This window comes from Vibrio nigripulchritudo (genome assembly GCF_027924785.1).
Taxonomy (GTDB): domain Bacteria; phylum Pseudomonadota; class Gammaproteobacteria; order Enterobacterales; family Vibrionaceae; genus Vibrio; species Vibrio nigripulchritudo.
On record NZ_AP027049.1, the window covers coordinates 934,420 to 960,948 of the forward strand.

At 45.3% G+C, this 26,529-nt stretch carries 24 protein-coding genes; 14 read left to right on the plus strand and 10 right to left on the minus strand.

All coding sequences use genetic code 11. From position 1 onward, the window contains the following. Positions 1-143 precede the first annotated feature (143 nt). Genes nagC through nagB form a run of 3 tightly spaced genes read right to left on the minus strand, consistent with a single transcriptional unit; the run spans position 144 to position 3,314 of the window. Positions 144-1,358, minus strand: a complete 1,215-nt coding sequence (nagC, locus tag QMG91_RS04555; protein ID WP_004400536.1) for a DNA-binding transcriptional regulator NagC — start codon at positions 1,356-1,358, stop codon at positions 144-146. A 2-nt stretch (positions 1,359-1,360) separates the two neighbouring features. Beyond that, positions 1,361-2,497, minus strand: a complete 1,137-nt coding sequence (gene nagA / locus QMG91_RS04560) for an N-acetylglucosamine-6-phosphate deacetylase (RefSeq protein WP_281829156.1) — start codon at positions 2,495-2,497, stop codon at positions 1,361-1,363. A gap of 13 nt (positions 2,498-2,510) precedes the next feature. Further along, on the minus strand, positions 2,511-3,314 hold the full coding sequence (nagB, locus tag QMG91_RS04565; RefSeq protein ID WP_004400538.1) for a glucosamine-6-phosphate deaminase: 804 nt from the start codon (positions 3,312-3,314) through the stop codon (positions 2,511-2,513). A 255-nt stretch (positions 3,315-3,569) separates the two neighbouring features. On the opposite strand from nagB, the gene nagE reads away from it, so the two are divergent. Further along, a complete protein-coding gene (gene nagE, locus QMG91_RS04570) occupies positions 3,570-5,135 on the plus strand; it encodes an N-acetylglucosamine-specific PTS transporter subunit IIBC (RefSeq protein WP_022551335.1) in 1,566 nt (521 codons plus the stop codon). 175 nt (positions 5,136-5,310) lie between these two features. Continuing rightward, positions 5,311-6,981: a glutamine--tRNA ligase gene (gene glnS / locus QMG91_RS04575; protein WP_281829159.1), complete on the plus strand. Its 1,671-nt coding sequence runs from the start codon at positions 5,311-5,313 to the stop codon at positions 6,979-6,981. 138 nt (positions 6,982-7,119) lie between these two features. Here glnS and fcrX read toward each other — a convergent pair whose 3' ends face one another. Further along, the gene (fcrX, locus tag QMG91_RS04580) at positions 7,120-7,572 is read right to left on the minus strand and encodes a ferric iron uptake transcriptional regulator FcrX (RefSeq protein WP_004400548.1); all 453 of its coding nucleotides are present in this window, start codon (positions 7,570-7,572) and stop codon (positions 7,120-7,122) included. 176 nt (positions 7,573-7,748) lie between these two features. Here fcrX and QMG91_RS04585 point away from each other — a divergent pair, with 176 nt between their 5' ends. After that, positions 7,749-8,231 carry a DUF4442 domain-containing protein gene (locus QMG91_RS04585; RefSeq protein WP_022551333.1) on the plus strand — a complete coding sequence of 161 codons (483 nt, stop codon included), beginning with the start codon at positions 7,749-7,751 and terminating at the stop codon, positions 8,229-8,231. Positions 8,232-8,262: 31 nt separating this feature from the next. On the opposite strand, the gene fldA is transcribed toward QMG91_RS04585, so the two are convergent. The 3 genes from fldA to QMG91_RS04600 all read right to left on the minus strand — a co-directional run bounded on the left by fldA (position 8,263) and on the right by QMG91_RS04600 (position 9,933). After that, positions 8,263-8,796, minus strand: a complete 534-nt coding sequence (fldA, locus tag QMG91_RS04590; RefSeq protein WP_004400552.1) for a flavodoxin FldA — start codon at positions 8,794-8,796, stop codon at positions 8,263-8,265. Between the two features lie 53 nt (positions 8,797-8,849). Then, entirely contained in the window at positions 8,850-9,071 is a 222-nt protein-coding gene (locus QMG91_RS04595; RefSeq protein ID WP_004400554.1) for a DUF2788 domain-containing protein, read from the minus strand. Positions 9,072-9,165: 94 nt separating this feature from the next. Next, positions 9,166-9,933, minus strand: coding sequence for an alpha/beta fold hydrolase (locus tag QMG91_RS04600; RefSeq protein ID WP_281829163.1), 768 nt, complete (start codon positions 9,931-9,933; stop codon positions 9,166-9,168). Positions 9,934-10,025: 92 nt separating this feature from the next. On the opposite strand from QMG91_RS04600, the gene seqA reads away from it, so the two are divergent. Together seqA and pgm are read left to right on the plus strand one after the other, a co-directional pair. After that, entirely contained in the window at positions 10,026-10,559 is a 534-nt protein-coding gene (seqA, locus tag QMG91_RS04605; RefSeq protein ID WP_004400558.1) for a replication initiation negative regulator SeqA, read from the plus strand. Between the two features lie 91 nt (positions 10,560-10,650). Further along, the gene (gene pgm / locus QMG91_RS04610; RefSeq protein ID WP_281829165.1) at positions 10,651-12,297 is read left to right on the plus strand and encodes a phosphoglucomutase (alpha-D-glucose-1,6-bisphosphate-dependent); all 1,647 of its coding nucleotides are present in this window, start codon (positions 10,651-10,653) and stop codon (positions 12,295-12,297) included. Between the two features lie 80 nt (positions 12,298-12,377). On the opposite strand, the gene QMG91_RS04615 is transcribed toward pgm, so the two are convergent. After that, complete coding sequence (locus QMG91_RS04615; protein WP_281829167.1) at positions 12,378-13,142, minus strand: DUF1853 family protein; 765 nt, start codon at positions 13,140-13,142, stop codon at positions 12,378-12,380. Positions 13,143-13,221: 79 nt separating this feature from the next. Between QMG91_RS04615 and QMG91_RS04620 the strand changes: the two genes are divergently transcribed. Continuing rightward, a complete protein-coding gene (locus QMG91_RS04620; RefSeq protein WP_281830436.1) occupies positions 13,222-13,980 on the plus strand; it encodes a Nif3-like dinuclear metal center hexameric protein in 759 nt (252 codons plus the stop codon). 100 nt (positions 13,981-14,080) lie between these two features. Here the strand turns inward: QMG91_RS04620 and QMG91_RS04625 are convergent, their stop codons facing one another. Beyond that, positions 14,081-15,370 carry a citrate synthase gene (locus QMG91_RS04625; RefSeq protein WP_004400564.1) on the minus strand — a complete coding sequence of 430 codons (1,290 nt, stop codon included), beginning with the start codon at positions 15,368-15,370 and terminating at the stop codon, positions 14,081-14,083. 395 nt (positions 15,371-15,765) lie between these two features. On the opposite strand from QMG91_RS04625, the gene sdhC reads away from it, so the two are divergent. From sdhC to sucD, 8 genes are all read left to right on the plus strand, one after another. Further along, entirely contained in the window at positions 15,766-16,158 is a 393-nt protein-coding gene (gene sdhC, locus QMG91_RS04630; protein ID WP_004400567.1) for a succinate dehydrogenase cytochrome b556 subunit, read from the plus strand. After that, positions 16,152-16,496: a succinate dehydrogenase, hydrophobic membrane anchor protein gene (sdhD, locus tag QMG91_RS04635; RefSeq protein WP_004400569.1), complete on the plus strand. Its 345-nt coding sequence runs from the start codon at positions 16,152-16,154 to the stop codon at positions 16,494-16,496. Before sdhC ends, sdhD begins: the two co-directional genes overlap by 7 nt. Continuing rightward, on the plus strand, positions 16,497-18,263 hold the full coding sequence (gene sdhA, locus QMG91_RS04640) for a succinate dehydrogenase flavoprotein subunit (protein WP_281829171.1): 1,767 nt from the start codon (positions 16,497-16,499) through the stop codon (positions 18,261-18,263). Between the two features lie 15 nt (positions 18,264-18,278). Then, positions 18,279-18,992, plus strand: a complete 714-nt coding sequence (locus tag QMG91_RS04645; RefSeq protein WP_004400572.1) for a succinate dehydrogenase iron-sulfur subunit — start codon at positions 18,279-18,281, stop codon at positions 18,990-18,992. A 107-nt stretch (positions 18,993-19,099) separates the two neighbouring features. Further along, positions 19,100-21,907, plus strand: a complete 2,808-nt coding sequence (gene sucA, locus QMG91_RS04650) for a 2-oxoglutarate dehydrogenase E1 component (RefSeq protein ID WP_281829174.1) — start codon at positions 19,100-19,102, stop codon at positions 21,905-21,907. A 28-nt stretch (positions 21,908-21,935) separates the two neighbouring features. Beyond that, positions 21,936-23,144 carry a 2-oxoglutarate dehydrogenase complex dihydrolipoyllysine-residue succinyltransferase gene (odhB, locus tag QMG91_RS04655; protein ID WP_281829176.1) on the plus strand — a complete coding sequence of 403 codons (1,209 nt, stop codon included), beginning with the start codon at positions 21,936-21,938 and terminating at the stop codon, positions 23,142-23,144. Between the two features lie 208 nt (positions 23,145-23,352). Beyond that, the gene (sucC, locus tag QMG91_RS04660; protein WP_004400577.1) at positions 23,353-24,519 is read left to right on the plus strand and encodes an ADP-forming succinate--CoA ligase subunit beta; all 1,167 of its coding nucleotides are present in this window, start codon (positions 23,353-23,355) and stop codon (positions 24,517-24,519) included. Next, positions 24,519-25,391, plus strand: coding sequence for a succinate--CoA ligase subunit alpha (sucD, locus tag QMG91_RS04665; protein ID WP_004400579.1), 873 nt, complete (start codon positions 24,519-24,521; stop codon positions 25,389-25,391). Before sucC ends, sucD begins: the two co-directional genes overlap by 1 nt. A gap of 72 nt (positions 25,392-25,463) precedes the next feature. Here sucD and QMG91_RS04670 read toward each other — a convergent pair whose 3' ends face one another. Continuing rightward, positions 25,464-26,522, minus strand: coding sequence for a glycosyltransferase family 9 protein (locus tag QMG91_RS04670; protein WP_022589953.1), 1,059 nt, complete (start codon positions 26,520-26,522; stop codon positions 25,464-25,466). Between the last annotated feature and the right edge of the window lie 7 nt (positions 26,523-26,529).

The window sequence follows — 26,529 nt, forward strand, 5'->3', positions numbered from 1 at the left end:
TTCTTAACGTAGTTATCGAGTGTTTTAACAATCTAGAATGAGTAATTACTTGCTACGATTATTAATATAGAGCAGATACAAAAAAGGGTCGCACTAGACGACCCATTTGTTTAGCGCCTGAACGCTATTTTTCCATCAAACTTTTATTCTTCAAGTAATTTTTGTAACAAAACACCATTCAGCATAGCACGCTTAATCATTGCAAAAGCACCCATGGCTGGTTGGTGGTCAAGTTCCGAAGCAACAATTGGCAAATCGGTGTGGAAGGTTTTAAGCGATTGTGTTTCCACGTTTTTACGGATAGCCGGGAAGACAATGTCTTGTGCTTTCGTAATGTCGCCCGCAATGATGATTTTCTGCGGGTTAAACAAGTTGATGGTAATCGCAATCGCTTTACCCAACTGGTTACCTACCTTTATCAGGCTTTGGCTAGCGAGCTCATCACCCTTTAGGGCGTGCTGACATACATCGTCCATGGTTGGATTCGATATATTGCTCAAGCTAGACTGGTAACCTTTGCTTAATAGGGTTCTAACTCGCTCTAAAATAGCAGGGTTAGAAGCGACAGTTTCAAGGCAACCAAAATTTCCGCACTGGCATTGCTCGCCTAATGGATCGATCTGAATGTGACCGATTTCTCCGACATTTCGGTTAAAACCCAGAAACACTTGTCCGTTGACAATAATTCCAGAGCCAGTACCGCGATGGACACTGACCAGAATGGAGTCCTGGCAATCTCGGCTTGCGCCAAAGTAATGCTCAGCGAGTGCCATACCACGAACATCATTTCCAACGAAGCATTCAACATTGAACGTATCGCGGACAACATCACCCAGAGCTAGGTTATCGATGTCGGTATTCGGCATGTATTCGATCACACCAGTTTCAGGGTTGACCAACCCCGGTAATGAAATGCCAATAGCGATCAGCTGTTCGATACGTTCTTTGTGTTCTTCAATAAAATTTCGAATCTGCTCCAGCAGACCTTCCATTAACTCGGTCTGGTTGTGGTAGATGAACGGTGCATAATGATTCACCAGTTCCTTGCCACCAAGATTATACAAACTGAAATGGATGTAATCACGACCAACACGGATCGCAATAGAGTGAAAAGGTTCGACTTCTGTCGTGAGGGAGATGGCTCTTCGACCACCTGTGGAGGCTTGTTGCGCGACCTCTTTAATCAGGCCGCGCTCCAATAGCTGGCGGGTTATTTTAGTAACACTTGCCGGAGCAAGCTGACTTACATCAGCGACTTGAATCCGTGAAATAGGACCTTGCTGATCAATCAAGCGGTAAACCGCTGCACTGTTGAGTTGTTTGACTAAGTCTACGTTACCTATTTGTCCGCCATTCATGCTTAATTTTGCTCGTATTGTCCGTTAACTACTGTCGCTTTGACATTGAAGTCACGGTCAAATACAGCAAGGTTAGCAACCATACCTTTTTTAACTCGGCCAAGTTTGTCTTCTACACCGATAGCGCGTGCAGCATACAGAGTGGCCATACGTAGAGCTTCATCCAAAGCGATCCCAACGTGCTCAACTGTATTTTGTACTGCTTCTATCATTGTTAGTGCTGAGCCGCCGAGTGTGCCATTTTCATCAACACACTTGCCATCTCGGTAATATACTTTCTTGCCTACAAAAATAAAGTGATCCATATCTGCGCCTGCCGGAGCTGTGGCATCGGTCACTAATACGAGCTTTTCGCCCTTAATTTTGTGAGCAATTCGGATGTTGGCGTAGTCTACGTGGAAACCATCAGCGATGATGCCCGCGTATACTTCTGGCGTATCGTAAATTGCGCCAACAACACCTGGTTCACGACCCGCCATTGGCGTCATTGCGTTGAATAGGTGAGTAGCGAATGTGATACCAGCTTCAAAACCATGACGAGCTTCTGCATACGTACCGTTACTGTGACCGATAGCCACAACAACACCCGCTTCGCTTAGCTTTTCAATGTGTGCAGGATCATTTTGCTCAGGAGCCAGTGTCACTTTAGTCACTACATCTGCGTTTTCACAGATGAAGTCAATCATGTCACTGTCGGAGCGACGAATGTAGTCAACACTGTGAATGCCTTTCTTCATGACATTCAGGTAAGGACCTTCAAGGTGAAGACCCAAAGACTGGTTTTCATACTTCGCGTGGTAGTCACGAGCTGCCGCAACAGCTTGACGCATGTTTTCGTCTGAAGAAGTGATCAGAGTTGGCAGAAAGCTTGTGCAGCCTGATTTCAGGTTTGCTTCATGCATGATTTGCATGGTTTCAGCAGTGATCTCATCGTTTAACATCACACCACCACAGCCATTTAGCTGTAGGTCGATAAAACCAGGGCTGACGTTTGCACCGTCCAGATCAATGGTTTTAATGTCTGCAGGAAGCTCAGCTACTGGACAAACAGATTCAATGTTTGCTCCGTTAACAACAACGGCATGATTGTCCAGCACATCGCTACCAGTATAAATTTTACAGTTGGTTAGCGCATACATAGTGTAATAACCCTTATTTAAGATCTTTAGTATTTTCTGCTTCAAGCTCTTGGAAGTATTTCACCGTCTTCACTTTTAATTCTTGAGTTGCAGGCTCGTCACAAACGATCACTGACTTAGGGTGAAGTTGAAGTGCAGATACAGTCCACAGATGGTTAACAGAACCCTCTACTGCTGCTTCTAGTGCTAGTGCTTTGTTATGACCTGTAATTAGGATCATGATTTCTTCAGCGTCAAGCAGAGTACCTACACCAATGGTCAGTGAGTATTTTGGTACCTGGCTGATGTCGCCATCGAAGAAACGAGAGTTCGCAATACGCGTATCTTCAGTCAGAGTTTTAATACGAGTACGCGAAGAAAGTGAGGATGCTGGCTCGTTAAAAGCGATGTGACCATCGTTACCAACACCACCCATGAACAGGTTAATTCTGCCGTACGATTTAATCTTATCTTCGTAACGTTGGCACTCAGCTTCCTGGTCTTCAGCATTGCCGTTAAGAAGATTGATGTTTTCTTCTTGAATATCAATGTGATTGAAGAAGTTGCTGTACATGAAAGAGCGGTAAGATTCAGGGTGGTCAGATGGAAGACCAACATACTCATCCATGTTGAAAGTAACGACGTGTTTGAAGCTTACTTCGCCAGCTTTATGAAGTTCAATTAGACGCTTGTAAGTGTTCAGAGGAGTACCACCGGTAGGCAATCCTAGTACAAATGGACGGTCCGCAGTTGGCTGGAAGGCATTGATTCGGTTAACAATATGACGTGCAGACCATAGGCCAACATCAGTAGCTGTATTTAGTGGAATTAATCTCACGGTGATACCTCAAATTTATACAGTAAATGATTAAAACTTGGCGCCCTGGGGCATTTGTTTTGAATGATAAAATAAGTTTTATGATCTCGCTAGCAAAATCCTTTGCCCTTACCCGAAACGGGTGATTAGGATCACAAATGAAAAGGTTTTAATTTGCGGAGCAAAATTAATGTCATAAACTGACTACGACTAAATTGAGCCACTAAAAAAAGTGTCTCAAATCTAATACAAAAAATCCTATAGGGGGAACTTAAGGTGAATATACTTGGATATGCGCAGAGATTAGGTAAAGCTTTGATGCTTCCTATTGCAGTGCTTCCAATAGCAGGTCTTTTACTGCGTTTGGGACAAGGTGACGTGCTTGATATCGCTTTCATGGCGCAAGCAGGTGGTGCGGTTTTCGGTAACCTACCAGTTATCTTTGCAATTGGTATCGCAATCGGTCTTTCAAAAGACGGTCACGGTGCAGCTGGTCTAGCTGGTGCAGTGGCTTACTTCGTTTCTAACGCAACTGCAACAACAATCAATGCCGACATCAACACTCAGGCATTCGGTGGTATCCTAGCGGGTATCGTAGCTGGTCACGCATACAACGCATTCAATGCAACGCGTCTACCAGAATGGTTGGCTTTCTTCTCTGGCAAACGTTTAGTTCCAATCATGGCTGGTCTTTTCGCTCTAGTACTAGGTGCGGTTCTAGGTTACGTATGGCCTGCAATCCAGGGTGGTCTTGACGCACTAGCACAAGGTGTATCTTCTTCTGGTGGCTTTGGTCAGTTTGCTTACGGTTTCCTGAACCGTCTTCTGATTCCAATCGGTCTACACCACATTGTGAACAACATTTTCTGGTTCAACCTAGGTTCTTGTCAGGAAATCCTAATCACTGGTGCTCAGGCTGCTGGTCAAGCTCTAGACCTAACTAAAGTGTGTGTAACTCCTGAAGTTGCTAAAACACTAGTAGTTGGTCAACAGCACACGTTTGAATTCGCTAACTCTGTAACTCCAGAAATCGTTGCAACTGTTAAAGAAGTAACTGAAACAGTAGCGTCTGGTGACCTGTTCCGCTTCTTCGCAGGCGATAAAGGCGCTGGCGTATTCATGAACGGCTTCTTCATGGTAATGATGTTCGGTCTTCCAGGTGCAGCACTAGCAATGTACCTAGCAGCTCCTGCTGAGAAACGTGCTCAAGTTTCTGGTGCTCTGTTCTCTGTAGGTTTCTGTGCATTCCTAACAGGTGTTACCGAGCCAATGGAATTCATGTTCGTATTCCTAGCTCCTGCACTATACGCAGTACACGCAGCATTCACTGGTCTAGCTCTAGTAGTAGCGAACATGTTCGGTACTCTACACGGCTTCACATTCTCTGGTGGTGCTATCGACTTCATGCTGAACTTCGGTATCGCAACTAAGCCTCTAGTTCTACTAGCTCTTGGTCTAGCATGGTTCGCTCTATACTTCGTAACCTTCTCGTTCGCAATCCGCGCATTCAACCTGAAGACTCCAGGTCGTGAAGACGAAGAAGAAGCAGTTGCTGCAGGTGGTGAAGCACCTAAAGGTGACCTAGCTCGTCAATACCTGAAAGCTCTAGGCGGTCACGAAAACCTAACAACTATCGACGCTTGTATCACTCGTCTACGTCTAACTCTTAAAGACCGCTCTCTAGCTGATGAAGCTGTTCTTAAGAAGCTTGGTGCGAAAGGTGTGGTTAAATTAGGTGAAAACAACCTTCAGGTTATCCTAGGTCCTCTAGCAGAAATCGTTGCTGGTGAAATGAAAAACATCGGTCCAGGTGAAGACCTATCTGATGTAAAACTTCCTTAATCTCAGATTAAGAAATCAAGTTTAAGAAATGCCTCCCAATGGGAGGCATTTTTTTTAACCATTCAAAACGAAATTTGGCAATAAAGTGTTTGAGGCAGTTGTGTATCTCGTGAGAATGGTGGATCATTAGCGATTAACCATTCTGACAATACTTAAATACATAGAGGTGTTATAGATGAGTGAAGCTGAGGCTCGTCCATCGAACTTTATCCGTCAAATCATTGATAAGGATTTAGCGGAAGGCAAACATAACAGCGTGCACACCCGTTTCCCGCCAGAACCTAACGGTTATCTGCACATCGGTCACGCTAAATCTATCTGCCTTAACTTTGGTATTGCTCAGGACTATCAGGGACAGTGTAATCTTCGTTTTGATGACACTAACCCTGAAAAAGAAGATATCGAATACGTCGAGTCGATTAAGAATGATGTTAACTGGTTAGGCTTTGAGTGGAATGGGGATATCTGTTACTCCTCAAACTACTTCGACAAACTTTACGGTTATGCAGTTGAATTAATTAACAAAGGCTTAGCGTATGTCGAAGAGCTAAGTCCTGAGCAGATCCGCGAGTACCGAGGTACACTGAAAGATCCGGGTAAGCCTAGCCCTTATCGCGATCGCAGCGTTGAGGAAAACTTAGCGCTGTTTGAAAAAATGCGCGATGGTGGTTTTGAAGAAGGGAAAGCATGTCTACGTGCGAAAATCGACATGTCTTCCTCCTTCATGGTTATGCGTGATCCAGTGCTATACCGCGTGCGCTTTGCCACACACCATCAAACTGGTGACAAGTGGTGCATCTACCCGATGTATGATTTTACGCATTGTATCTCGGATGCGTTGGAAGGTATTACGCACTCACTTTGTACACTGGAATTCCAAGATAACCGACGTTTGTACGACTGGGTGTTAGATAACATTTCAATCGAATGTCAGCCACGCCAGTACGAGTTCAGCCGTCTGAACCTTGAATACACGGTTATGTCCAAGCGTAAGCTGAGCCAGCTGGTTTCCGAAAACCTAGTGAATGGGTGGGATGACCCGCGTATGCCAACGGTTTCCGGATTACGTCGCCGAGGCTTTACTCCTGCTTCTATTCGTGAGTTCTGCAAACGCATCGGTGTAACTAAGCAAGAGAACATGATCGAGTTTAGTTCTTTGGAATCTTGTATTCGCGATGATCTTAATGAAAATGCTCCTCGTGCTATGGCGGTTCTGGATCCAGTGAAGCTGGTGATTGAAAACTTCGCTGAAGGTGAAGTTGAGACTCTGACTGTGGCTAATCACCCTAACAAACCAGAAATGGGTGAACGTGAAGTGCCATTTACTCGTGAAATATATATCGAGAAAGAGGACTTTCGCGAAGAAGCAAACAAGAAGTACAAGCGTTTAGTACTAGGTAAAGAGGTCCGCTTACGCGGCGCATATGTGATTAAAGCCGAGCGCATTGAAAAGGATGAGCAAGGTAATATCACTACTATCTTCTGTACTTACGACAATGAAACGTTGGGTAAGAACCCAGCTGATGGTCGTAAAGTCAAAGGGGTGATTCATTGGGTTTCTGCGGAGAAAGGCGTTTCAGCAGAAATTCGTCTTTACGATCGCTTATTCTCAGTCGCAAACCCTGCTGCAGCAGATGATTTTGCTTCTACCATCAACCCTGAATCACTCACGGTAATGCAGGGGGTGGTTGAGCCTAGTCTAGCGAATGCCAAGCCAGAAGCGGGCTACCAGTTCGAACGTACCGGTTATTTCTGTGCAGATTCAAAAGATTCAACACCAGAAAGCCCAGTATTCAACCGAACGGTTGGGTTGAGAGATACTTGGGCTAAGATTGAGTCTAAATAAGACTTAACTTAATTTATGATAAAAAATAAGAGGGCGCATTTTGCGCCCTCTTTTTGTAACAAACCAGGCTTGAGTATAAAATCGAGCAATAAAAAAGCCGAAGGCGTTAAAACCTTCGGCTTTTTCGGTTCTTTTGCCTTACTTTTTCTTCGGCTTGTGCGCGTTTGGATCGTCTTTGCAAGAGCGGTCACCACACTTACCGTAAAGGTACAGGCTATGATTCGTCAGTTCGACGTTGTACTTGGCTGCTATTTCTCTTTGTCTTTCTTCAATCACTTCGTCAGAAAACTCAATCACTTCACCGCAATCAAGACAGACCAAGTGGTCGTGGTGGTGTTGAGTGGACAATTCAAAAACAGACTTACCGCCTTCGAAGTGGTGTCGGGTTACAATGCCAGCATCATCGAATTGGTTAAGAACTCGATATACAGTCGCTAGCCCAATCTCTTCACCGAGATCGATCAGCTTCTTGTACAGTTCCTCTGCACTGATGTGAGAGCAGTCAGGTTGTTGAAGTACCTCTAAGATCTTTAATCGCGGTAACGTAACCTTTAGTCCAGCTTCTTTTAGAGCTTGGTTATTATCTGGCATATTCTTTCCTGTAGATGATCTGCAGCAAAATACAGAAGTCGTAGTTAATAGCATTATAGGATAGTAAAACGTAACAATAAACCACGAAGTTCAAACGGTTAATAAAGAAAACTTGTAAATCTGCCTCAAATCACGGATATTGAGATCCGACCAGTTACAACTTTATAACAATACTTATGCATAAAAGCTTGAGCCGAGTGTACAAACCCGGCGTTGTTAAATTTGCGCTGAATCTGTGGCCGCCATTCTGGGGAGCTGGAATCAGAATACTATCTATCAGCAAAGATTTCCGCACAGTAAAAGTGAAACTTAAATTGAGGTGGTGGAATAAGAACGCAAACCGAACTCAATATGGAGGTTCGATTTTTTCTCTGACCGATCCTGTGTATTCGCTGATGTTGATAGGTATCTTAGGTGAAGAGTATTTTGTTTGGGATAAGGAAGCCAGCATCAATTTTATTGCTCCCGGGAAAAGTGCGCTTTATGCGGACTTTCAAATTTCTCAAAACATGCTTGATGACATTTACAGTAAAACCGCAAATGGTGAAAAGTGTTTTCCTGAGTTTATGGTTTACGTTAAAGATGAAGCAGGAGATGTAGTGTCTGAAGTACAGAGAACACTGTATGTGAGAAAGCGTCCGGAATATCGTTCAGGATAAAAAATACCTCCCAATTGGGAGGTATTTACTTTTAGTCTTCTAGTTCAGCAAGACACATTTCTTCGTGTATCTGCTCAACCCAATTTTTTACTCGATCGTCTGTCAGCTCTGGTTGGCGATCTTCATCAATACACAAACCTACAAACAGAGAGTCGTCACCTTCTACCAATCCTTTTGATGCTTCGAATTCGTAGCCTTCAGTTGAAGTGTGACCCAAAATTGTTCCGCCTTTCGCTTCAACGATATCGCGAACCATGCCCATAGCATCACAGAAGTACTCTGCGTAGTCTTCCTGATCGCCACAACCAAAGATAGCCACGAGTTTCGTCGAGAAGTCGATTTGCTCAAGCTCTGGGAAGAAATCATCCCAGTCACATTGTGCTTCACCGTAATACCAAGTTGGAATACCTAGTAGAAGAAGATCAAAGTTGTCGATGTCTTCTTTGCTGCTTTTCGCGATGTCTTGTACGTGAACCAACTTTTTACCTAGTTGTTTCTGAATCATCTTAGCAACGGCTTCAGTGTTACCTGTGTCGCTACCAAAGAAGAGTCCTACACTTGCCATAGAATCAGTACCTATATAGTGACGGTTTTTAAATTAAATCTGAGGTCGCCTGGTTAACCCAAACCAGTGCCTTCCCAGCTCAGCTGGATAAGCCCTTTTGCGATGAATCCGGCGCAACCTAAGAAAAGAACTAACCATACAATACGACGCCCAAACGGTGGGACATTACCTTGTTTCAATACGTCTTTGATTGCCATTCCGATAAAAAAGAAGATCGATGCAAACAAAAGGTCCAAGCCTATGGACTCTAGCATATTGATGTAGTCGTAGAGCATGACGTTCCTTGTAGTCAAATTTGCTGGGCGCACTATATCACTGTTGCGACCCAAAGTTAATGAGAAGGATTCTCCAATAGGCGCAAAATGTTACCTATGCGGCTATGAATCGGCGCATCACTCTCAGCACGTCGTTCGGCTTTTCCGCATGTAACCAGTGACCCGTATTCGCGATTACATGTGCTTTGGCATTTGGGAACTGTCGCATTACTGCTGGCTGGTGTGCTTCAGTAAGATAATCTGAGTTTCCACCTTTAATAAGTAATGCGGGCGTTTGAACGGCTTTCGCTTCATCCCAACTTATGATGTTTCTGTAGTTAGAGAATAACGACTCAACATTAAAACGCCAGCCAAGGTGATCACTCTCTTTGTAGAGCGACTTACCAAGAAACTGACGCACACCTTCCATTTCGATATGTTCTGCCATGACTTTCATCGCTTCTGAGCGACTTGAGGGTTTTGCATTTTCAACTGCATGAAGCCCGGCAAAAACGTTGTCGTGACGTGATTCCGTGTACGCGACTGGTGACATGTCCAAAACAACAAGCTTTTTCACTTTGTCTTCAATAAGCGATGCGAGTTTCATGGCAACTTTCCCGCCCATGGAATGACCGACAAGAATCACATCACTTAAGTTCAGATGTTCAAGGAGTGCTTTTACGTCTTCTGCCATTTCTTCATAGGTATGGCTTTCACTGTGAAAAGAAAGACCATGATTGCGAAGATCGACAGACAGAACCTGATGATCCTGAACCAAATCTCTGGCCAATAATCCTAGGTTATCCAGATTGCCAAACAATCCATGCAGCAAGACGATCGTCTGTCCTTCGCCTTGCAACTTATAATTCAAAAGTGATGACATTTTCTCTTTATCTTGTTGGGTTTGCCGTAGAGTATCATGGCAGAACTGGTTATAATCACACAGAGTTTAAACATAGAGATTGTGAAAAGCGAATGAAAACAATAGAGGTTGATGAGGATCTATACCGTTACATAGCCAGTCAAACACAACACATCGGAGAGAGTGCATCAGACATTCTTCGTCGATTGTTAATGGGCGAACAAAAGCCAGTTGTTGAGCCTCCCGCTCCAGCAGTGAATGGTATCGTCGTAAGTAAAGACGCAGGTAAGGACACCGCTATTGATGGCGTTAAAGTGCTTCGTTCTTTATTGATTTCTGACGAGTTTGCAGGCAAAGACAAAGCCATTGATCGTTTTATGCTGGTATTGTCGACTCTTCACAGTGTTCACAACGATAAATTTGCAGAGGCGACTCAAGTAAAAGGTCGCACACGTGTTTACTTTGCTGATAATGAAGACACTCTGTTAGCCAGCGGTAAAACAACGAAACCACGTCAGATTCCTAACACACCTTTCTGGGTAATCACCAACAATAATACCAACCGGAAACGCCAAATGGTGGATCAATTAATGACGCGCATGGGCTTCCAGGGCGATTTAATTGAAAAGGTGTGTAACGCAATTTAAAAGCACCTGATTCGAACCTCATAATGACATATTGAATCGTTATTATGAGGTTTGTTTTTTTATGGGTAAGTAAATAAATAAGGAAATAAAAATGGCTATCCATCCTCGAGCGGGGCAACAAGCCTTGCAAGAAGATTTGCATAACATCCCTTCGTTAGTTGCTAATTACTTCTTACTTCAACCAGAATCTTCTAATGATGCACATCGCGTTCAGTTTGGAACGTCCGGTCATCGTGGCACGTCTGACAAACACACCTTCAATGAGCACCATATCTTAGCTATTGCTCAGGCTGTGGCAGAAGTGCGTAAAGAGCAGGGCGTTACTGGTCCTCTGTTTTTAGGTAAAGACACACATGCATTGTCAGAACCTGCTTTTACAAGCGTTGTAGAAGTACTGATTGCAAATGGTGTTGAAGTGATTGTTCAGGAAGATAATGGCTTTACTCCAACTCCTGGTATCTCCCATGCGATTCTGACTTACAATCAAACGCATGAAGCGAAAGCAGACGGCATTGTAATTACGCCTTCGCATAACCCGCCACAAGACGGTGGTATCAAGTACAATCCGCCTCATGGTGGCCCGGCTGAAGCTGAGTTGACTCAGGCGATTGAAGACAGAGCCAATGTTCTGATCTCAGAAGGCTTACAAGATGTGAAGCGCACACCAATCACTCAGTCAAAAGAGTCCGAATTATTCAAGCAAGTTGATCTGGTAAAACCTTACATTGATGACTTAGTGAATGTGATTGATATCGAGGCGATTCAAAAAGCCAACTTGAACATTGGCGTGGATCCACTGGGTGGTTCAGGCATCGATTACTGGCGTCAAATCGCTAAAACATATCAACTTGACCTTACTTTGGTCAGTGAATCCATTGATCCGTCTTTCCAGTTTATGTCATTGGACAAAGACGGTGTGATTCGAATGGACTGTTCTTCGCCTTACGCCATGGCAAGCCTATTGGCGCTAAAAGACGATTATGATCTGGCGTTTGGTAACGACCCAGATTACGACCGCCATGGCATTGTGACGCCAAAAGGGCTCATGAACCCTAACCATTTCCTGGCGGTATGTATCGATTACCTTTACCGTCACCGTGAAGGTTGGAACAAAAACGTAGCGGTTGGGAAGACTCTGGTATCCAGTGCGCTGATTGACCGTGTTGTGGCGGATCTAGGTCGTGAGCTTTGTGAAGTTCCGGTTGGTTTCAAATGGTTCGTAGATGGCTTGTACTCTGGTCAGTTTGGCTTTGGCGGTGAAGAGAGCGCAGGTGCCTCCTTCCTTCGTAAAGACGGCACACCATGGTCAACGGATAAAGACGGCATTATTTTGTGTCTGTTGGCTGCAGAAATTACAGCTGTGACCGGTAAAAATCCTCAGGAATATTACGAAGAGCTAGCAGCGAAACACGGCGAATCAAAATACAACCGTATTCAAGCTGTCGCAAACAGTGAACAGAAAGACGTGCTTAAGAAGCTTTCTCCTGAAATGGTGTCGGCAACGACATTGGCAGGTGACGAAATCACGGCGCGCCTGACACACGCTCCAGGCAATGGCGCGGCAATCGGCGGCCTTAAAGTGACCACAGCGAATGGTTGGTTTGCTGCACGCCCATCTGGTACAGAAGACATCTATAAGATTTACTGTGAGAGCTTCAAAGGTGAAGAACATTTGAAAGCTATTGAAGAAGAAGCTCAGGAAATCGTTAACCAGGTGTTCAAGAATGCCGGTTTGTAATGCCTAACGGTTTTTAGTGGATAAAGGCGGCGCTTGCCGCCTTTTTACCTTTTGTCCTTACTCTTTCGCCCGCCGAATGACTAGTTTGGCCAACCTTGATTCACGATAAACCAGTATTGTCCACTTTCAGATTGGCAATGAATGAACTTTCCAATATCCGTCTCTTCTTCAAGCAATGAAGAAGTGCTCGTTCTGCCCGTTATCCAGTTTTTCTTTTCTAATACATACAATGGCTCTTCAATGCGGTGTTTTTGATTCTCATAACACCAGTAGCCTTTTATACGTTCTTTATTGATCTCTTTCTCACAACAGTGAGTGGGTACTTCATTATCTAAAAATGGATTGATATACAGCCTGCCCTGCATAAGCAAACGTTCTTGAAGGTCCAGCCATTGAGGGAACTGACATTTGAAAGCTTCAGAGGATGACATTTTTAGCTGATGCGTGAGCATGTGCTCTAACTTAATATCCAGCCGGTCTTTTGCGTTAGGACCAAACCACAGCCCGTTGTGGAAAAGGTAGAACTTGATAGCCACTTCCCAGTGTTCGATTTCGTCTTTAAGCTGGTTTTGAATGATGAAGTCTATCGCACCGAGAGTTTTGCCATTTTGGTTTAGTTGGATTTCTTCGTCTTTGACTAAGTATTGTGGGTTATTTTCAAAAAGCTGCTGGCAAAGGTATTGATAAACAAAGCCTAATCGAGCATTTCCTTCATATTCTTCGATACTTTTCGTGATTGAGGCTGAAAACGGGGGAACTTCAACAATAGGGTCAGCCTGCTTAAACAGAGCGGGGGTTTGTATGACCCATTTCAAAAGTTTATTTAGTTCTTGTTTTGATAGCATTGAAATTCTCCATTTGGTTTCGACATTCTACCTTTAAATTGTTATAAACGCGCTAAAAGAGATAAAACGGATACGCATGATGAATAACTTTCAGCTCGAGTCGATCCTCAATGACAAGCTGTCGCCACAATTGATCAAAGATTACAGCCCAAATGGTATGCAGGTAGAGGGTAAGCCCGAAGTTCAGCGTATCGTGACAGGGGTTACGGCATCTCAAGCCCTAATTGAAAAAGCGATCGAGCTTAATGCAGATGCTCTATTGGTACACCATGGTTACTTTTGGAAAGGTGAGCCAGAACCTATCAAGGGAATGAAAGGTAAGCGCATTCGCAGCCTAATTAAAGCCGACATTAATCTTTATGGTTACCACTTACCTCTGGATATTCACCCGGAACTTGGTAACAACGCTAAGCTGGCTGAGTTGCTGGATATTGAAATTGATGGTGGCTTAGAAGGGCACCCTCAGTCGGTTTCTATGTATGGTAAGCTTATTAAACCCGTTTCGGGTGCTGAATTTGCCAAGAGAATCGAAACGACTCTGAATCGAACTCCACTTCATATTGCTCCGGAAAATAGTGACAAATTGATTGAAACCGTGGGTTGGTGTACTGGTGGCGGTCAGGATTTCATCGAGCTTGCAGCGGCAAAAGGTTTGGATGCTTTTATTTCCGGGGAAATTTCAGAGCGCACTACGTATTCGGCTCGTGAACAGGACATCCATTACTTTTCAGCAGGTCACCATGCAACGGAGCGTTATGGTGTTAAGGCACTTGGCGAATGGCTGGAAGTAGAGCATGGCTTTGACGTGACCTTTATTGATATCGATAACCCGGTTTAGTCGAAAGCTACAATTTTTTAGATTAAATACATAGAAAAAGGTCGAAGCGAATGCTTCGACCTTTTTACTACTCAGTAACCAATAGTCGGAATATTGATCATCACTCTCTTTCGTGAAGAGGTTGGAAGTCGCGTGATTTCTGACCAGTGTATAGCTGGCGTGGACGACCAATTCGGTTGTTTGGATCACTGTGCATTTCATTCCAGTGAGCAATCCAACCAATGGTACGAGACATCGCGAAGATTACTGTGAACATTGAGATTGGGATACCAATCGCTTTCAGGATAATACCTGAGTAGAAGTCTACGTTCGGGTACAGTTTCTTCTCTACGAAGTACTCGTCAGACAACGCAATACGCTCAAGCTCCATTGCCACGTCGAGTAGAGGATCCTGGATGTTCAATTCCTCTAGTACTTCGTGACATGCTTCGCGCATTACTGTTGCACGTGGGTCGTAGTTTTTGTAAACGCGGTGACCGAAGCCCATAAGACGGAATGGGTCTTCTTTGTCTTTCGCACGTTCGATGTATTCAGGGATGTTGTCAACGCTGCCGATCTCTTCAAGCATACGTAAACAAGCTTCGTTTGCACCACCGTGTGCAGGACCCCATAGAGAGGCGATACCCGCTGCGATACATGCGAATGGGTTAGCACCAGAAGAACCAGACAGACGAACCGTAGACGTTGAAGCGTTTTGTTCGTGGTCTGCGTGCAACGTAAAGATCTTGTCCATTGCGCGAGCAACAACAGGGTTAACGTTGTACTCCTCACAAGGGTTTGCGAACATCATGTGTAAGAAGTTTTCTGCATAGCTCAATTCATTACGAGGGTAGATGAATGGTTGGCCGATGGAGTACTTGTAACACATTGCTGCCAGAGTCGGCATTTTAGAAAGCAGACGGTAGGCCGCGATTTCACGGTGTTCGTCGTTGTTGATGTCTAGAGAGTCGTGGTAGAAGGCAGCTAATGCACCAACCACACCACACATAACAGCCATTGGGTGAGCATCACGGCGGAAACCGTGGAAGAAACTTGCGATTTGCTCATGGACCATGGTGTGACGCGTTACGGTCTCTTTGAATTGTTCATATTGCTTACGATCTGGGGCTTCGCCATACAGTAGGATGTAACATACTTCCAGGTAATCTGCGTTATTGGCAAGTTGGTCGATAGGGAATCCTCTGTGAAGAAGGATGCCTTTCGCACCGTCAATATAAGTGATTTGGGATTCACAAGATGCAGTGGCAAGAAAACCGGGGTCAAAAGTAAAGTAACCATTGGCTCCGAGTTTACGAACATCGATTACTTCAGGTCCAACTGTACCCTCCATAATCGGCAGCTCGATTGGCGCTTTACCTTCGATGTGAAGGGTCGCTTTCTTATCTGCCATAACATTCTCCTTTGTTTATTATTAATCCATCCAGGATATTTTGTGTGCCGTTTTTTTACTGAGTATCTAAAGTAAAGTCAATTTTTCTCCCTTTTTGTGTGCACTCGTTTTGATTTTTCATATGAAAAAAGTTAAAAATCTGTTCTGTGTAGCATTATTTGTTACGTCAATTGTATTAATATGTTACCGCCCGTATAGTGGCGCTGAAAATTTTTGTGGAATCCTTATAAATTCAAGGCTAGAAACAAATATTAGTATATAATAAAAAAGAAAAAGATAACAATTCATTTACATTTATCTCGCCAATATTGGGCGAAATAAGTTAAATAAATGTTAATTTTTGTAGGGTTCCTACTAAAATTTGGTTTATAACTATAAATGCTCTAAGGAGCTGAGTGAGCAAGCCCGTGAAAGAAAGAAAGTCAAGACCTGTTAATCTAGATTTACAGACAGTCCACTTTCCGATTTCTGCAATCGCATCCATCCTGCATCGAATTTCAGGTGTTATTACGTTTGTAGCAATTGGAATTTTAATTTGGTTACTATCCATATCCCTCTCTTCCCCACTAGGATTCGCTAAAGCCGCTGACATAGTAGACAGCTTTATCGTCTCTTTTATCCTTTGGGGCATTCTAACTGCACTCGCATATCACATAGTAGGCGGTATTCGCCATTTATTCATGGATATGGGGTATTTTGAAGAGTTAGATACTGGCGCAGTGAGCGCAAAAGTCTCATTTGCCGTAACAGTAGTATTGTCTCTACTAGCAGGGGTTTTGGTATGGTAAAACATGTTTCCTCGTTGGGGCGCAATGGCGTTCACGACTTTCTACTGATCCGCGCCAGTGCGATCATCCTTACGCTTTACACCATCTACATTGTTGGCTTTTGTGCCTTCAATGAAATCACTTACATGTCATGGACGGCATTTTTTGGCGGCACCTTTACCAAAGTCTTTACTATGCTTGCATTAGTCTGTGTGCTTGTGCACGCGTGGATTGGCTTGTGGCAAGTATTAACAGACTACATTAAACACATAATGTTACGTGGTGTATTACAAGTCGCAATTATTGCCGTTCTAATCGCCTATTTCTTCTCTGGTTTGTTTGTATTGTGGGGTGCGTAAGTGACTATTCCAGTTCGTGAATTCGATGCCGTTGTAATCGGCGCAGGTGGCGCGGGCATGCGCGCTGCTCTACAAATTTCTGAGCAGGGGCTGTCTTGTGCTCTGCTTTCTAAAGTATTTCCTACTCGCTCACATACTGTTTCAGCTCAAGGCGGTATTACGGTAGCACTTGGCAACTCCCATAAAGATAACTGGCAGTGGCACATGTACGACACCGTTAAAGGCTCTGATTACATCGGTGACCAGAATGCGATCGAGTACATGTGTAAAACCGGTCCTGAATCTGTTATCGAGCTTGAAAAAATGGGCTTACCATTTTCTCGCTTTGAAAACGGCAGCATCTACCAACGTCCGTTTGGTGGACAGTCTAAAGAGTTCGGTGGTGAGCAGGCGGCACGTACTGCTGCTGCAGCTGACCGTACCGGACACGCACTGCTTCACACGCTTTATCAGCAAAATATCAAACACAAAACTACCATCTTCTCTGAGTGGTACGCCCTTGATTTAGTGAAAAACCAAGATGGTGCAATTCTTGGCTGTACAGCAATTTGTATGGAAACGGGTGAAATGTGCTACTTCAAGTCGAAAGCTACAGTGCTTGCGACAGGTGGTGCAGGTCGAATCTACGCATCGACAACTAACGCTCACATCAACACGGGTGATGGCGTTGGTATGGCATTGCGCGCTGGTGTTCCAATGCAAGATATGGAAATGTGGCAGTTCCACCCGACTGGTATCGCAGGTGCGGGTGTGCTGGTAACCGAAGGTTGTCGTGGTGAAGGTGGTTACCTTCTCAATAAAGATGGCGAGCGCTTCATGGAGCGTTATGCTCCTAACGCGAAGGACCTTGCAGGTCGTGACGTTGTTGCTCGTTCGATGATGATCGAAATCCGTGAAGGTCGTGGTTGTGATGGTCCGTGGGGTCCACACATCAAACTGAAGATGGATCACCTTGGTCAAGAAGTTCTGGAATCTCGTCTGCCGGGTATTTGTGAGCTTTCTCGTACCTTTGCTCACGTCGATCCTGTGAAAGAACCAATTCCAGTTATCCCAACCTGTCACTACATGATGGGTGGTGTTCCAACTCAGGTATCTGGTCAAGCGCTTAAACAAAATACCGACGGCACTGATGTTGAAGTCCAAGGTTTGTTTGCTTGTGGCGAAATCGCATCTGTATCTGTACACGGTGCTAACCGTCTGGGTGGTAACTCGCTACTCGACTTAGTGGTATTCGGACGTGCAACAGGTCTTCACCTTGGTGAAACTCTGGAAGCACAAGCCGAAGCGCGCCCAGCAACAGATTCTGATATCGAAGCATCTCTGGCTCGTACTATGCGTTGGGAAAACAGCACCGGCGGTGAAGATCCTGCTCAAATCCGTAAAGACCTGCAAAGATGCATGCAGAACAGCTTCTCGGTATTCCGAGAAGGTGAAGCAATGGCAACAGGGCTTGAAGAGCTTAAAGTTATTCGTGAGCGTTTGAAGGATGCTCACCTGGCTGACAAGTCAACAGAATTCAACACAGAACGAATCGAGTGTCTTGAACTGGACAACTTGATGGAAACTGCATTCTCGACAGCGGTAGCTGCAAACTATCGTACGGAGAGTCGTGGTGCACACGCTCGTTTTGATTTCCCAGACCGTGATGATGAAAACTGGCTATGCCACTCTATCTACAATCCGGATTCTGAAGCAATGACTAAGCGTGATGTGAACATGACACCAGTTCATCGTGAAGCATTTCCGCCGAAAGCACGTACATACTAAAGGGAGGTACATACTATGAAACTTAATTTCTCTCTTTACCGCTACAATCCGGATACAGATAAAAAGCCTTACATGAAGGACTACGTTCTTGAAGTGGAAGATGGTTCAGACATGATGGTTCTGGATGCTCTTATTCTGCTGAAAGAGCAAGATCCGTCAATCGCTTTCAGACGTTCATGCCGTGAAGGTGTATGTGGTTCTGATGGTTTGAACATGAACGGTAAGAATGGTCTGGCGTGTATTACACCGATGTCGGCGCTGTCTGGCAAAGACAAGATTGTCATCCGACCGCTTCCAGGGTTACCAGTTGTTCGTGACTTGATTGTAGATATGACACAGTTCTACGACAACTACGCGAAAGTGAAGCCGTTCCTGATTTCAGACGGCAACTTACCGCCAGCGCGAGAAAATCTTCAGGCTCCGGAAGATCGCGCACATCTGGACGGTCTGTATGAATGTATTATGTGCGCATGTTGCACAACTTCGTGCCCGTCATTCTGGTGGAATCCGGATAAATTCATTGGACCGGCAGGCTTGCTTGCAGCTTATCGTTGGCTGATTGATAGCCGCGATACCGCTACAGATGAACGTTTATCTAATCTTGACGATGCTTTTAGCGTTTTTCGTTGCCATGGCATCATGAATTGTGTAAGTGTTTGTCCTAAGGGATTAAATCCTACGAAGGCAATCGGTCATATTAAGACCATGCTATTGAACCGCTCGGTTTAATTGAATAAAAATTGCCGACCCAAGTTGCGCAATGTACCAGGGTCGGCTTTATTAATAGCTCGGCATAAGACCGAAGCGAACGTGAAAACTACTGGTTAAGGGAAAATATGCACAACGGCGTGATGAAGGCATGGCTCGAGTCTTCACACTTGGCTGGCGCCAATGCAACTTATGTAGAAGAACTCTACGAACTGTATCTTAGTGACCCCGACCTGGTAAGTGAGGAGTGGAAACGAGTTTTTGAAGGATTGCCCAAGCAATCTGACGCGGCAGAACAACCGCATTCTCGTGTCCGTGATTACTTCCGTCGATTAGCGAAAGAGACAAAGCATTACAATGTCCAAGTTAGTGATCCTGATGTCGATGCTAAACAAGTAAAAGTACTACAGCTTATCAATGCTTACCGCTTCCGCGGTCATGAAGCTGCCAACCTCGACCCCCTAGGTCTTTGGAAGCGAGATACAGTCGCTGAACTGAATCCTGATTTCCATACTCTTACCGAAGATGATTTTGATGAAACTTTCAACGTAGGTTCTTTTGCCATTGGGCAAGAAACCATGGTTCTGAGAGACCTTCACAAAGCCCTACAACAAACTTACTGCGGTTCTATCGGTGCTGAATACATGCACATGACTAATACAGAGCAAAAACGTTGGATCCAACAACGTCTGGAATCTGTATCCGGTCAAGCGAGTTTCAGTTCAGAAGAAAAGCAAACATTCCTACATGAACTGACTGCTGCTGAAGGTCTTGAGCGTTATCTGGGGGCGAAATTCCCTGGTGCGAAGCGTTTCTCCCTTGAAGGTGGTGACGCCATGATTCCGATGACGAAAGAAATTATTCGTGCAGCGGGCTCTCAAGGTATCCGAGAAGTGGTAATCGGAATGGCCCACCGTGGTCGTCTGAACATGTTGGTTAACGTTCTAGGTAAGAAGCCTCAAGATTTGTTCGACGAGTTTGCTGGCAAACACGATGAAACTTGGGGTACTGGTGATGTTAAGTATCACCAAGGTTTCTCAGCTGATTTCGCAACTCCAGGCGGTGATGTTCACCTTGCGCTGGCGTTCAACCCATCTCACCTTGAAATTGTTAACCCTGTGGTTATCGGTTCTGTACGTGCTCGTCAGGATCGTCTGGGCGACAAAGACGGCAGTAGCGTTCTGCCTATCACCATTCATGGTGACTCAGCGATTGCTGGGCAGGGTGTGGTGCAGGAGACATTTAACATGTCTCAGGCTCGTGGTTTCTGTGTGGGCGGTACGGTACGTATCGTTGTGAACAACCAGGTTGGTTTCACAACGTCTAACCCACGCGATACGCGATCCACGATGTACTGTACAGACATCGCGAAGATGGTACAGGCACCAATTTTCCACGTGAATGCTGATGACCCAGAAGCAGTCGCTTTCGTGTCTCGTCTTGCAGTGGATTACCGCAACACGTTCAAACGTGATGTTGTGATTGATCTGGTTTGTTATCGCCGTCATGGTCACAACGAAGCAGATGAGCCGAATGCAACTCAGCCTCTGATGTATCAGAAAATCAAGAAGCACCCAACACCGCGTAAACTTTACGCTGATGTGCTGATTGAGCGTGGCGAGTTAGACATTGAAACGGCAACACTTCAAATTAACGAATACCGTGATGCACTTGACCACGGTGAAGTCGTGGTGAAAGAGTGGCGTCCGATGGCGTTGCATTCTGTGGACTGGTCTCCGTATATCGGTCACGACTGGGATACAGATTGGGACTCTACGTTTGATATCAAGCGTCTTACAGAGCTGGGTCAGCGTTTGTGCCAGTTCCCGGAAAGCCACAAGCTGCATAGCCGTGTTAACAAGCTATACAATGACCGTATTTCCATGATCAATGGCGAGAAAGCTTTGGACTGGGGTATGGCAGAAACCTTGGCATACGCAACCTTGGTAGATGATGGTAAGCGCATTCGTATCTCCGGTCAGGATTCAGGTCGTGGTACGTTCTTCCACCGTCATTCTGTGTTGCACAACCAAAACGATGCCAGCACTTATGTGCCTCTTGCGAACATTCACGATAAGCAAGGTCCTTTCCAGGTATTCGACTCAGTACTATCTGAAGAGGCTGTTCTTGCCTTTGAATATGGCTACGCGACAGCAGAGCCGGGCGGTTTGACTCTTTGGGAAGCGCAGTTCGGTGATTTCGCAAACGGTGCTCAGGTTGTAATCGACCAGTTCATCTCTTCTGGTGAGCAGAAATGGGCGCGTCTGTGTGGTCTGACTATGCTTCTGCCACACGGTTATGAAGGGCAAGGACCTGAACACTCCTCTGCACGTCTAGAGCGTTACCTTCAGTTGTGTGCTGAACAAAATATGCAGGTTGTTGTTCCATCTACACCCGCACAGGTTTACCACATGATTCGCCGTCAGGTTGTGCGTCCGATGCGTCGTCCATTGGTGGTTATGTCACCTAAGTCGCTACTGCGTCATCCTCTGTGTACTTCTACGCTCGAAGAGCTGGCAGAAGGCACATTCCAGGCTGCAATCGGTGAAATTGACAAACTGAATCCGACAAGAGTGAAACGTGTCGTATTCTGTTCGGGCAAGGTTTACTACGATTTGCTGGAACAACGCCGCAACAATGAGCAAGACGATGTTGCAATCGTTCGTATTGAGCAGCTTTACCCATTCCCGCTGGAAGAAGTACAGGCTGCGATTTCTCAATACAAGTACGTTGAAGACTTCGTGTGGTGTCAGGAAGAGCCTCAAAACCAGGGTGCCTGGTATTCAAGCCAGCACAACTTCCGTGCCGCGATTCCGGCAGGAGCCGATCTGAAATATGCAGGTCGCCCGGCGTCGGCATCACCGGCAGTAGGCTATATGTCCGTACACATGAAACAACAAAAAGCGTTGGTGAACGACGCACTTACCCTAGATTAAGAACTAGAAGAAAAAGGACGAAACAGATATGACAATTGAAATTCTGGTTCCAGACTTACCTGAATCTGTAGCTGATGCGACGGTTGCAACGTGGCACAAAAAACCTGGTGAAGCTGTTGAGCGTGACGAAGTCATTGTTGATATTGAAACAGATAAAGTAGTACTTGAAGTACCTGCTCCTGAAGCGGGTGTTCTTGAGGCTATTGTTGAAGAAGAAGGTGCGACAGTTCTTGGTCGTCAAATCATCGGTAAACTAAAACCTGGTGCAGTTGCCGGTGAGCCAACAGCGGATAGCACAGACGGTACGGAAGCGTCGCCTGACAAACGTCACAAGGCTTCACTAACCGAAGAGTCTAACGATGCACTTAGCCCTGCGGTTCGTCGCCTTCTGGCTGAGCACAACCTTGAAGCTAGCCAAGTGAAGGGCACAGGGGTTGGTGGTCGTATCACTCGTGAAGATGTTGATGCGCATCTGGCTGCAGCGAAATCTGCTCCGGCAGTAGCGGCACAGCCAGAGGTTGAAGTGCCTGCAGCAGCTCGTACGCAAAAACGTGTCCCTATGACGCGTCTGCGTAAAACGGTGGCAAATCGTCTGCTTGAAGCGAAGAACAGCACAGCAATGCTGACTACGTTTAACGAAGTCAACATGAAACCAATCATGGATCTTCGTAAGCAGTACAAAGATCAGTTCGAAGAGCGCCACGGTACTCGCCTAGGCTTTATGTCTTTCTATGTGAAAGCAGTAACTGAAGCTCTGAAGCGTTTCCCAGAAGTGAACGCGTCTATCGACGGTGATGATATTGTTTACCACAACTACTTCGATATCAGCATGGCAGTATCGACTCCTCGTGGTCTGGTTACTCCGGTACTAAAAGACTGTGACACGCTAGGTTTTGCTGAAATTGAAAAAGGCATCAAAGAACTGGCAGTCAAAGGTCGTGATGGCAAGCTGACAGTTGACGAGCTAATGGGTGGCAACTTCACTATCACTAACGGTGGTGTGTTTGGTTCTCTTATGTCTACGCCAATCATCAACCCGCCTCAATCTGCTATTCTTGGTATGCACAAAATCCAGGAACGTCCAATGGCAGTGGATGGCAAAGTTGAAATCTTGCCTATGATGTATCTAGCGTTGTCTTACGATCACCGTCTGATTGATGGTCGTGAGTCGGTTGGTTTCCTAGTAACAATTAAAGAGTTGCTAGAAGATCCAGCACGTCTGCTGTTAGACGTTTAATATCGCTAAAACGTCTAGTGACCTCCGGTTGCTAGACGTGTATTAGTTTTCAAGGCTAGACTGGCTCAACTGTCTGGCCTTCACTTGAATCTCGTTTGCCTCGCGTGCACAACGAGATTTATTTGAGAAGACCCTACAGACGTCCGTTTAATAGACGGCGTTATGGAAATAATAAATCCCCTAAGGGATAAACAAACGGAATAACACAATGAATTTGCATGAATACCAAGCCAAACAGCTGTTTGCAGAATTCGGTTTGCCTGTGCCGGAAGGCTACGCATGTGACACACCTCAGGAAGCTTTCGAAGCTGCGGGTCGCATCAGTACTGAGAAGAAAGTTGTAAAGTGTCAGGTTCACGCTGGTGGACGTGGTAAAGCGGGCGGTGTTGAACTGCACGATACAAAAGATGGCGTAAAAGAATTTGCGCAAAAGTGGCTAGGTAAAAACCTAGTGACATACCAAACAGATGCTAACGGTCAGCCAGTTACTAAGATTTTGGTTGAAGAAGCGTCTAACATCGCTAATGAACTTTACCTGGGTGCGGTTGTAGACCGTGCGACTCGTAAAATCGTATTCATGGCATCCACTGAAGGTGGTGTTGAAATCGAGAAAGTAGCGGAAGAAACGCCAGAGTTGATTCACAAAGCTGCTATCGATCCACTTGTAGGTCCTCAAGCATACCAAGGTCGCGAGCTCGCGTTCAAACTTGGTCTTGAAGGTAACCAAATCAAACAATTCACTAAGATCTTCATGGGTCTTGGTTCTATGTTCTCTAAGCACGACCTAGCGCTTCTGGAAATCAACCCTCTAGTAGTGACTGGCGAAGGCGACCTTTTGTGTCTTGACGGCAAAATCAACATTGATTCTAACGCAATGTACCGTCAGCCTAAGCTTCGTGAAATGCACGATCCATCACAAGAAGATGAGCGTGAAGCACATGCAGCTCAGTGGGAACTGAACTACGTAGCACTAGACGGCAACGTTGGTTGTATGGTTAACGGTGCTGGTCTGGCAATGGGTACGATGGACATCGTAAACTTGCACGGCGGTAAGCCAGCTAACTTCCTGGATGTAGGTGGCGGTGCGACAAAAGAACGTGTGGCAGAAGCATTCAAAATCATCTTGTCTGATGACAACGTAAAAGCGGTATTGGTTAACATCTTCGGTGGTATTGTTCGCTGTGACATGATCGCTGAAGGTATTATCGGTGCGGTTAAAGAGGTAGGTGTAAGCGTACCTGTAGTTGTTCGTCTTGAAGGTACTAACGCTGACCTAGGTCGTGAAGTACTTGCAAATTCTGATGTTGATATCATTGCTGCTGAGTCGCTAACTGACGCTGCTCAGAAAGTTGTTGCTGCTGTGGAGGGCAAATAATGTCTGTACTAATTAATAAAGACACCAAAGTAATCTGCCAAGGTTTCACTGGTGGTCAGGGTACGTTCCACTCTGAGCAAGCAATCGCTTATGGCACGCAAATGGTTGGCGGTGTTTCTCCTGGTAAAGGCGGTCAAACTCACCTTGGTCTTCCAGTATTTAACACGGTGCGTGAAGCTGTCGAAGCGACTGGCGCAACAGCAACGGTTATCTACGTCCCAGCACCTTTCTGTAAAGATGCGATTCTTGAAGCTATCGATGCAGGTATCGAGCTAATCGTAACCATCACTGAAGGCATTCCAACAACTGACATGATCGATGTGAAAGTGAAGCTAGAAGAAACTGGCGTTCGCATGATCGGTCCTAACTGCCCGGGTGTTATCACTCCTGACGAATGTAAGATTGGTATCATGCCTGGTCACATTCATAAGAAAGGTAAAGTGGGCATCGTATCACGTTCAGGTACGCTAACTTACGAAGCAGTTAAGCAAACAACCGATGAAGGCTTCGGTCAATCAACGTGTGTTGGTATCGGTGGTGACCCAATCCCAGGTTCTAACTTCATCGATATTCTGAAGTTGTTCCAGGAAGATCCAGAAACTGAAGCAATCGTTATGATTGGTGAGATTGGTGGTACAGCTGAAGAAGAAGCAGCAGCGTTCATCAAAGAAAACGTCACTAAGCCAGTAGTTTCTTACATTGCAGGTGTTACAGCGCCTCCAGGTAAGCGTATGGGTCACGCAGGTGCAATCATCTCTGGTGGTAAAGGCACAGCGGAAGACAAGTTTGCAGCTCTTGAAGCGGCAGGCGTGAAGACGACTAAGTCTCTGGCTGAAATCGGCAAAGCACTTCGCGAAGTGACTGGCTGGTAAGTCAAAAAGCTGAAAATGAAAAACCGGAGCTGAGCCTCCGGTTTTTTTGTGCCTTACAATTTTAAGAGTGGCCTAGAAGGGCACTTCAAGAGATTTTAAAATTTGGGCGGCGTCGAGGTTATCTAACCCATCAACATTCACTGTGTTTGAACCGAGAAGCCCATAGCGCTCGATTGAAGTGTGCGTGTATAAACCTATACAGTTTGCGCCTGCCGCATCCGCCAGATGCAACGGACCTGTATCACAGCAAATAAACCCATCCATTTGTTTAAGAACCGCGGCCAGAAGGCGCATATCTTTAGATTGATAGGTTTGTGTTTCTGGATTTAAAGGTGCGGGAATATCAGGGCTTAGAATCTCGACCCAGTTGACCTGTTTACCCGTGACTTCATCAAATTTAGACAAAATATTCTGCCAAGTTGTCTCATCCAACTGCTTTTCACCACGCGCTCCTCGGAAATACGCCAGAGTAATGGTACTTTCTTTCCTCAGCTCAGACGCGATAGCTTCTGCTTGTCTGGTTTCATCTTCTGAAAACGCCATGGTGTGGTCGTATTGCTCTTCCAGCTTGATACCCATGCCTTTAAGCACATCCAGACTTTCTAATGCGGCATGAGGGTGGCGAATCGGAAGAGGAGAGGAGTGCGGCGCAGCAGGCAGTCGGTCTTTCGCGTATTCAGAAACTTTGTTGCGGGCGTCCAGCATCGAAGACATCATGCTGTCCGTGACAGATGAATAAGGCACGATGACTAAGTCGTAAGTGTTCTTTCTGAGATCAAAAATGCACTTCAACCAGCTTGCGATTTGTTTAAATGAAAAGCTGGAGTAATCGAATCTGCCTAATCCCATATGCTGAAAGAACTGTCCTTGCCATGGTTCGCGCAGAAGTAAGTCGATTTTAGCGTCGGGATATTGCTTTTTAAGTTCTCGAATAAAAGGCAACATGAAGAACATATTTCCGATTCGCTTATTGTTACGAATCAACAGGATATGTTTCACTTGGTCTTTATCCAAAAGCTCAGGTTCTAATGATCGATTATTGCTTAATAGTTTATAAAGCAAGATTTCAGAAGAGCCCATTTTGTCCCGACGATAGCTGTCAAAACGGCGAAGCGCATTTCTTAAAGTCATAAATTCT